The 9,782-nt window shown below is 39.4% G+C and carries 6 protein-coding genes; 2 read left to right on the top strand and 4 right to left on the bottom strand.

Going from position 1 to position 9,782, the window contains the following annotated elements; genetic code table 11:
- Positions 1–128: 128 nt before the first annotated feature.
- Entirely contained in the window at positions 129–4,559 is a 4,431-nt protein-coding gene (locus B2V92_RS25565) for a translocation/assembly module TamB domain-containing protein (protein WP_293313442.1), read from the bottom strand.
- A 74-nt stretch (positions 4,560–4,633) separates the two neighbouring features.
- On the opposite strand from B2V92_RS25565, the gene tsaD reads away from it, so the two are divergent.
- Together tsaD and B2V92_RS25555 are read left to right on the top strand one after the other, a co-directional pair.
- Entirely contained in the window at positions 4,634–5,635 is a 1,002-nt protein-coding gene (tsaD, locus tag B2V92_RS25560) for a tRNA (adenosine(37)-N6)-threonylcarbamoyltransferase complex transferase subunit TsaD (protein ID WP_293313440.1), read from the top strand.
- 384 nt (positions 5,636–6,019) lie between these two features.
- Positions 6,020–6,217: a hypothetical protein gene (locus tag B2V92_RS25555; RefSeq protein ID WP_293313438.1), complete on the top strand. Its 198-nt coding sequence runs from the start codon at positions 6,020–6,022 to the stop codon at positions 6,215–6,217.
- 108 nt (positions 6,218–6,325) lie between these two features.
- On the opposite strand, the gene recA is transcribed toward B2V92_RS25555, so the two are convergent.
- From recA to B2V92_RS25540, 3 genes are all read right to left on the bottom strand, one after another.
- Positions 6,326–7,339 (bottom strand): recombinase RecA, encoded by a 1,014-nt coding sequence (gene recA, locus B2V92_RS25550; protein WP_293313444.1) that lies wholly within the window; start codon positions 7,337–7,339, stop codon positions 6,326–6,328.
- 135 nt (positions 7,340–7,474) lie between these two features.
- Complete coding sequence (nth, locus tag B2V92_RS25545; protein ID WP_293313436.1) at positions 7,475–8,140, bottom strand: endonuclease III; 666 nt, start codon at positions 8,138–8,140, stop codon at positions 7,475–7,477.
- 523 nt (positions 8,141–8,663) lie between these two features.
- Positions 8,664–9,623: a hypothetical protein gene (locus tag B2V92_RS25540; RefSeq protein ID WP_293313434.1), complete on the bottom strand. Its 960-nt coding sequence runs from the start codon at positions 9,621–9,623 to the stop codon at positions 8,664–8,666.
- Positions 9,624–9,782: the final 159 nt, after the last annotated feature.

The following is a 9,782-nucleotide window of genomic DNA, read 5'->3' as shown; positions in this document are numbered from 1 at the left end:
GAAATAAATTCAGGATGACGTGGGGCGGGAATTAACTAATAACTAATGCCAAATGACCAATGAACTAACAGAGCGATTAGCGTTGCGCACAATTAACCGATTTAAACAATTAACCAGTTAACCATTCATTACCTCTTCTCTTTCCCTTTACTCTGGTTAATAATCGCGTCCCTATTGATCGATTTATTCGTTTTAACAGGCGCTTCGCTTTGTTTCCGTTTTAAATTGCGACGGTAAGCACCCGAAATTTTCTGGATAAACTCTTTAAACGTATCAAACTGTTGCGTGTACAATAAACCGAACGAAGTTACATTTGCTGTAGGACTGATCCCACTGTTTAAGAAAATACTCTGTTGGGTTGGCGGTTTGTTGGCCGCTTTGATCGTTAAACTACCATCTTTTCTTAATAAAAATAAGGCCTCAACCTCTCTGCCCACATTGTTATCGCCGAAGTTGATCAGGGTGAAATCGTTTACACTGTTTCTATCAACAATACCTGCATTGATAATTAAACGGTCGTTAAAGAATTTGAACGATGCATTCGCCTCGCTTAATGAGCGTACGTTTAAATCCACGAAGTTTAAGTTTAGCGACGATAATACGTTGTTAAACTGGTTAAACACCAATTCGGTAGCCGTACTCGTTGCAGTAGAACTCAGTTGGTTTCCGATCGATTCGCCGCCGTTACCCGGTGCAAAACTCCTTCTGATAATTAAACTGAAAGCCTGTAAATTCAGGTTGTTCTGGTCGCTGAAATAAGTCTGCAGCTCTTCCTTGATCGAGGGTTGCGAAGGGAAATTGATATCGAGTTTAATATCCGGTTTTAAAAGTAAACCCGTTAAACCCATCTCTACCTCGGTATTAACCCTTTGGTTGGCATTGCTGCTTGCATCGCGGTTGGCTGCTTTATATAAATCGTTCAAACTTGCCCTTAATGCGTATACGGCCCTTAAATTGATCTGTGCGGCAGTAGGATTACCCGTCCAGCGGATGGTTCCCCCTTGCCTGATCTCGAATTTCTTGTTGATTACCTCCTGCGCCGTAAAGTCGAAACTTCCGGTTTCAATAATGTAATCGCCCGACATCTCAAAATCGCCAAAACTATTGATGTTCAGGTTCAGGTCTGCGTTACCTTTACCGCTTAAATTACCCAGTGTGGTGTAAATATTTGCTGTGGTATTGGGATCGATGGTGAGTTTAAAAGTAAGCGTAATACCATCGAAATTGGTTTTTTTCTTCACTACAACAGTAGAATCGCGGCTTACAAAATTGATGAAATCTTTATCCGATATCGTTTCAGAACTGTTTAAAGGCAGGTTAAAAACAGTTCCCTTTTCAGTTTTGGCCTTAATATCAATTTTCATTTTATTTGTTGGTCCGGTGAATTGAAATACACCCGTACCATAGGCGCGGCCATAATATACCGAGTTATCTTTTGCGGTGGTATTTAGGGCCATCAAACTATTGGCATTGATTTTTACATCCAGGGTAGGGTAATTAATGTTGTTTAAATCAACTGAACCGGTTGCGATGGCTTCGTGCCCCTCAAGGTCGTTCAGGGTAAAATCATCGAGCTTGATGATGCTGTTGCTTACCTCTACTTTATCGGTAATTACATAAGTGGTTTTCAGGTAATTTACCATCAGTTGCCCCTTATCCAGGGCCACGCTTCCGTTAATCTCCGGTTTATCGAACTTCCCTTTTACGGTTAAATCGGCAGATATATTCCCTTTTAAGTTTGATACCAGATCTTTAACAAAAGGTTCGAGAATGGTGAGCTTGCTCTCGCTCATTTTTAACCCAAGATCTATTTCTTTCTCTTTAAGGTCGAGGTTTCCGGTAAGTTTAAAAGTCTCCGAATCATCTGCCACCACGCGGGTAAACACATTTATTTTTTTACTCTCGTTATTGTATGATGAGGTGTCGGTTAGCGTTCCGATATAAATGTCATTAAAGTTGAGGGAATCGATTTTTAAGTCGTCGGTAACCCTCGGTGCCTTTAGTACTCCGTATAAATCGGTTGTTCCGTTTGCATTTCCGCCCAGTTTAACCCCAAAACCTTTGGTAAAAGGATTGAGCGTTTTAAGGTTGAAATCTTTAAAACCTACACTGATGAGATCTTTCGGGTCTTCCGAAATCAATCCATCAACAATCAGTTGCTGTTTTCCGTTGGTGAGATCGAAATTGGTAATTTCTGTTTTACCGTTGTTCAGCACAATGCGTACTTTCTCCTGGATACGCCATTCTTCGTTATTGATTTTCAGGATAGAAGGCAATATGCTCAACCGGGCCGTGGTATCCTGGTTTTTTGTAAACTCCACCAAACCGTTCAGATCGAGCTGATTCGCCTCGTCGGAGTTAGACATCTTTACGTTGAAAGCCAGACTATCGCTCCGCAGGATGTTCGAAATATTTACATCCTTAATAAATAAACTATCGTTGATCTGCACGCGATCGGAAGTTACGATCAGCTGCAGCTGCTGCGTAGTGGTGTTTTCATCCAGGATGATATTGTTCACTATAATGCCGTTATACTTCAGTTTGCGTACAAAACCGTTTAAGGTAGCCTTATTATTCCTCGAATCGAATTCGCCTGTTAACGTTGCGCCTTCTTCCAGTTCCAAACCGGGGGCGAAAAGCTGTGCCAGCGGTTCGAACTTTTTAACCATCAAGTTAAACTCAAAAATCTGGTTTTTATATTTGATAATATCTGCCTGTAAAGATGGGATATAGGTTTTGGCAATCGCCTTGTAGTACGAAACAATAGAATTGAGGTCGTATTCGCCTTTAATGTTGGCGTCCAGAATATCCGAACGGATATCAAGCACGCGATTGGCACCCGTACCATTGGCGGTAAGCTGAACCGAATCTACACTGTAAGTACCCTTTGGATTTTTTAAACTGATCTCCTGGATCAATAATTTACCCGAAATATTGTTGAGGTTGGTGCCCGAAAAGTTGGTGTTAAACTTGGCGTCAACCATCAGCGAATCTTTCAGCAGTTTTAAAGCCTTCAATTTTGCTTTCGAAATGGTTGCATTAAAGTTGAATACCGGTAGTTTTGGATTCAGGTTTACACCACCATCGAAAACCAGTTTTACATTGCGGTCGTTAATGCTCAGTTTGCCATCAAAGTATTTTTTATCAAAAGTACCGTCAATCTTCACATTGTGGTAACGGTAATTGTTAAAGTCGATATAATCTACATCGCCGTTGATTTTCTCGGTGAGGTTTTTTAGTTCAGTTCCGCGGCCTTTTACATATAATGAAGAACTGATGCGGCCCAAACTTTTCTCATCAACCAGGTTACCGATATTGAAATCGTATGATTTTACATTTCCGGTGTATGAAGGAACATCGTTTTTGTCGATTTTCATGTTCACATCCGAAACAATACGTCCGAGTTTGGTTTTAAACTCGCCATAGGCGATAAAGTCGTTCTGGAAACCCGTAAAACTTCCATTAAAGTTGATATTTCCGAATTTGTTAACAATTTCGGGGATCATTTTCTTTTTGGTATTGGTAATACCGCCCAGCACTTCGTCGAGGTCGGTTTTATTGGTGCCCGCCATTTCGATGTTCAGGTCCATAAAGGTTTCCCTCCACTTTGGCAGTCCCTTTAAAATGAAATCGCCTTTAATGTGTGTTGCCTTTCCAGTTCTTATCGATAGTTTTTTGGCTTTAAGGTTGTTTACCAAACCCGTAATCTGTCCGTCTACATCAAGGTCGAGTTTCATGGTATTCAGCTCCGGCGCAAAAAAGGCAACATCCCTTGAGGTAATGTGGCTATCTTTAAAAATAGCCTTCATCCTCACATTATCAACATAATGGTTAAAATCCCTGTAACTTTTAAACCGCATCTGGTAATAATCGGTTAAGCGGCTCTGGTTGGTTTCGAGCAGGAGGTTTTTTAATTCTATTGCATTGCTATCGATAGTGGTTTGTGCCGTAAGGTTTTTCAGGTAAAATCCGCTACGCTCTTTAAATGTTAGATTTTTGATATTCGTTTTAACCAGGTGGTTTTTCATATCAAGCCCTTCAAAAATCCCGCTCAGTTGTTTTACATCAACATTATCAAAGTTTACACTTTTACCCTGAATGGTATCTTTTGCTGCAAAGTTTTTATACCTGAAGGCAAATTTGTTTAAAATCAAACGGCCGAGTGTTACATCAAAAGGTTTGCTCTTCTTTTTCTTTACAGTAGGTTTACCAGAATCGAAGTAGTTAATGATGAAATCGAGGTTAGAAGACTTATCTTTGAAATCCTTTAGGAAAAACTGCCCGTTATTGATCTGTACGGTATTGATATCGATAATCTTTTTATCAAGTGATAATTGAGTGATATCCACCATAAATTGAGGCGTGCTCAGTAAAGTGTCTTTTTGTAGATCCAGCACCAATAAATCTTCGAGTACAACAGATTTAAAGGGCTTGATGTACAAACTCTTGATTGATATGGTGGTTTTAAGCTCTTTTGATAGGTATGCGGCAGCTTTCTGCGCAAAATAAGTTTGAACAGGCTTAAATTGCAGCGAAAAAATAACAAGCGCGAGCAGCAAAATTATTGATGCGATTACCCAAAGGAGTATTTTAAATAGTTTTTTAATAATTTTGCAGCTTAAATATTAATAATTTGTCTGTTATACTTGCTATAGAGTCCTCTTGCGATGATACTTCCGTTGCTATTTGTAACAACGGCAAAATTACTGCCAATGTTATTGCAAACCAAACAATTCATCAAAATTATGGTGGTGTAATCCCTGAATTGGCATCAAGGGTACATCAACAGAATATTGTGCCTGCCGTACAACAGGCTTTGGTTAATGCCAATGTAACAAAACAGGACATTAATGCCGTTGCTTTTACACGTGGCCCCGGCTTATTGGGATCGTTATTGGTTGGCGTTTCTTTTGCAAAATCTTTTGCATTAGCCCTAAATGTACCTTTAATTTCTGTGAATCACATGCATGCACACATTTTGGCGCATTTTATTGATGATCCTAAACCTAGTTTTCCTTTCCTGTGCCTTACCGTTTCGGGCGGGCATACGCAGATAGTGCTGGTGAAAGATTATTTCGATATGGAAATTGTAGGCGAAACCCTCGATGATGCTGCAGGAGAAGCTTTTGATAAAACAGCAAAATTAATGGCTTTGCCTTATCCGGGCGGACCATTGATTGATAAACATGCGAAACTGGGAAATCCACAAGCTTTTAAATTTGCCGAACCGCAGATTGCGGATCTGAATTTTAGCTTTAGCGGTTTTAAAACCTCTATCCTGTATTTTATCAGGAAACAGGAACAACAGAACGCTAACTTTATTGCCGAAAACCTGGATGATATCTGTGCATCGGTTCAGCATAGCATTGTGCAGATTTTATTGAACAAGTTAAAGAAAGCAGCGAAACAATATAATATTAAAGAGATTGCCATAGCCGGTGGGGTTTCTGCAAACTCTGGCTTAAGGGATGGCCTGCAGAAAACGGCGGATGAACTGGGTTGGAATATTTATATCCCGGCCTTTCAGTATTGTACTGATAATGCAGGTATGATCGCCATTGCAGGTTACCAGAAATACCTGAAAAAAGATTTTGTAGGACAGGATGTTTCGCCGATGGCAAGAATGGAGTTTTAATAGAAGATGGTTAACTGGTTAATTGTTTAAGTCGGTTAACTGGCTTAGGATTGGTTAGTACATTGGTTATTGGTGTATTTGTTCTTATCTGATCGTCCTTTCGAGCGGAGTGCAACGCAGTCGAGAAATCTATTTATAGATCTTTCCATTTCGCTATGCTTTACTAGAGATGACTACTTTGCAAATGACATAAGCGATAGAAAAGTTCCTGAAACAAGTTCAGGATGACGATCGCGGGGGATGGGAAATAGAATAGAGGAAAGGAACCGCGAAGTTTTCCGTGAATCTGTGGCTGAAATGAAATAAAATAGCTAAATAAATACCGGCAGATAAAACTGCCAAAATCATCCGGACCGGAAATCCGACTGGAATAAAAAACTATATATGACAGGAGCATCGTTAATATTTTGGATTGTTTGTGCGATACCGCTTATCGCCATTATTTACTGGTTGATCAGGAAGGATAAAGACAAACTTAAAGGAAGTTGGGGAGTGGTTATTTTAGGCGCACTGGTTATTGCCGCGCTTTTGGTAATTGTTTACGTTACCAAAGACTTTGATACTGTGTTTAGCCAGAACTAATCACATTTTTTAGAGGTTATACCAAACCATTAATATTCGAGTAAGTAAAATGCCCTGCTAAATTATCTTTAACAGGGCATTATATATATTAAAAAGCTATTTATTAGCTTATTTTTCTGCTAAATGCTCGCCGGTTACTTCTGCTTTGATCTTGGTTTCAAGCTCTTCGGCAAGTTCAGGATTGTCGCTCAACAATTGTTTTACGGCATCTCTACCTTGACCAAGTTTGGTATCTCCGTACGAGAACCATGATCCTGCTTTTTTAATGATACCGAAATCAACACCCAAATCGATGATCTCGCCATTTTTAGAAATACCTTCGCCGAACATCACATCAAATTCTGCAATACGGAAAGGTGGAGCTACTTTATTTTTAACGATTTTTACTTTAACGCGGTTACCAGAAACTTCGTCAGAATCTTTAATCTGCGAAATACGGCGGATATCCAAACGTACCGATGCATAGAATTTTAAAGCATTACCACCTGTTGTAGTTTCAGGGTTACCGAACATTACGCCAATTTTATCACGTAACTGGTTAATAAAGATACAGCAACATCCGGTTTTAGAAATGGTTCCGGTTAATTTACGTAACGCCTGACTCATTAAACGGGCATGTAAACCCATTTTACTGTCGCCCATTTCGCCTTCGATCTCACTTTTAGGTACCAAAGCGGCAACAGAGTCAATTACAAGTACATCAATCGCACCAGAACGGATCAGGTTGTCGGCAATTTCCAGCGCCTGTTCACCGTTATCCGGTTGAGAGATCAAAAGGTTATCGGTATCTACACCCAATTTCTTTGCGTAAAATTGATCGAAAGCATGCTCCGCATCAATAAATGCTGCAATACCGCCTTTTTTCTGTGCTTCGGCAATAATGTGTGTAGCCAAAGTTGTTTTACCAGAAGATTCCGGACCATAAATTTCGATAATACGTCCTTTCGGAATACCGCCAATACCTAAAGCAATATCTAAACTGATTGATCCTGTAGAAATAAAATCTATAGGTTCAATAGCTGTATCACCGAGTTTCATGATGGTTCCTTTACCGTATGATTTCTCTAGTTTATCTAAAGTAAGTTGTAAGGCTTTTAATTTATCTGGATTTGCTGTACTCATTTCTTTTTTCATTGATTTCGTAAATATAATCGATTCTCGGCTAATATGCTCAAATGTTGATATTTATAATACTAATATATTTAGCTAAGGTAAATGTTTTTTAGCTAATGTCAATAGTAAATTGAAAATAATTTTTTAGACTTTTAGTTTATCGCGTTCCTGTTGTGCGGTTAAGCGTTCGAAGTACCTGCACATATAAGTGATTTCGCACACATCGCATTTAGGGTTCCGGGCCAAACAAACATAACGGCCATGTAAAATCAACCAGTGGTGTGCAATGTGGATATCGTGCTCTGGAAGATGTTTGACCAAATCCTTCTCCACTGCCAGCGGGGTTTTTCCATTGGTTAGTCCTAACCGGTTGGCTACGCGGAAAACGTGGGTATCAACCGCCATTGCAGGTGCATTATAAATTACAGAAGCAATTACATTGGCTGTTTTGCGGCCTACACCTGGCATTTTCTGTAAATCGTTGATATCGGATGGTACTACATCATTAAACTCGTTCAACAGGATGTTGGCCATGCCCACCAGGTGTTTAGCTTTATTGTTAGGGTAGCTGATGCTCCTGATGTAATCGAAAACAATATCGGGTGTGGCTTCTGCCAAAGCTTTTGCATTCGGGAAACGTTGAAAAAGGGCAGGGGTAACCATGTTCACCCTTTTATCGGTACACTGTGCAGAAAGGATTACCGCAACCAATAACTGGTAGGGATTGTTGTAATGCAGTTCGGTTTCTGCATCGGGCTGCTTGGCCGAAAAATGTTCTACAAAAAGTTTATAACGTTCTTTTTTTAGCATGGGCAAATATATGTAATTCGTTCATTTGTTCATTGGTCATTTGTTCACTGTCATCGGTAAATTGCTATATTGTTTAATTGTTAATATTGTTGTGGTTGATTTTGAATGCCAAAACACAGAATTTGTACTTAATAGATTTCAATAAAACGTATCGTCATCTAGTTTTGGTCAGGATTACAGCTTAATAAATGGGCAGTTATCTGGACCACGTTGCACTTCGCTACCATTAACAGCGTTTAAAAAAAGTGGCGTCATCTCGACCGTAGCATAGCGAAGTGGAGAGATCTACCTCGAGATAAATTTAGCTTCGCTGAGCACTTACGTGGTTCTCGGCTACGTTTCGCTCCACTCAAAATGACGGTAACTTGAAGAGTGGATGCGTTGACTTTTGATTAACTGCAAATTGAAAACTGTAAACTGCCAATTGGGTTAATTGATGCTTATCGCCAAACGCCACACGCTGAAGAGTTTCATTGTTGATTAATCCACTTGAGACTATCGACTTAAGACTGTGGACTCATGACTAATCCCCATTCATCTCCCTCAATAATTTATCACACTCAGCAAAGGCATTATACAAGTATTTATTCCGGTGTTTCTCTCCCTGGCCGCTAAAGGAAACCGATTTCATGATCAGGCCCTGCATCCACTGTTTGGTTTGTTTGCAATAGGCCTGGTCTTCTGTTCTTAGATAATTGAAAGTGTTAAATCTGTTGTAGCAGGCCATGCGGTCTTTAAAATCGACCAGATAGGAAATACTGCCCAAAACATCACAGTTGTACCAATTGAAGGTGTGAGTTGGATCGATCGTTTTTTTACTGCTGATGGCGTACATGTTCATGTCGGTAAGGCAATATTTTACCTGTTCTACAATTTTTACCGCCAGCTCGGTGTCTGTTAAATGACCGGCCTCAAAAGCATACCTGATCTGCTCCAGAGTACCTGTAATGGTATCCTTCGACCATATTTCGGTACTGGGTATTTCGAGGTAGGTGCTGTGAAGCTCCTGCGAAATTTTGATAATTTCTTCTGAAAGAAAAGTAGAATGAAAAGATGTCTCGATGTTATTGGCGCTGTTTGCCCAGAAAAATAGTTTGAAACTGGTTAATTCGGGGTATTTAAAAAAGTGGAATACAGGAATATCATCTGTGGTAATGGTGATGTGTTTCTCTTTACTGTTTTTGATGGCTTTGAGGTTATCCAAAAGATTACGCAGGTAGTTTACCATGTCCAGATCTTCATTTACACTCAAATAACTAAAGGTTACGGAGAGCGATTGCTTTGGGCTGTATAAAAAAGGCACGTCGAAACAGTCTGAAAGTTTAATGATCTGCTGAAAAGTAAGATTACTATCACCCCTTATTTTCTTGTAAGCTTCGTTGGTGCTGATGCCCAGTTCCTCAGCTACACTAAGTGCCAAATTCTGGTAATCGGGCAGCGATGATTTAATGGCTTGAAAAAATAATGCCTGTTGATTATCCATAAAGATTAATTTTTGGGTGAGATCTTCCATTTTTTAATAATCAAATGAATTATTTCATCAGCTTAATTTATGAAATATAATTTATAGTTACATGTTTAAATGAATTATTTTCTAGAAGATTAAATTGATTCATATAGGTAATCTTTAAGGTTAATTTGT

Origin of the sequence: Pedobacter sp. UBA5917, from assembly GCF_002432345.1 — a bacterium.
Classification (GTDB): Bacteria; Bacteroidota; Bacteroidia; order Sphingobacteriales; family Sphingobacteriaceae; genus Pedobacter.
This window is presented reverse-complemented; position numbering and strand designations above follow the sequence as displayed.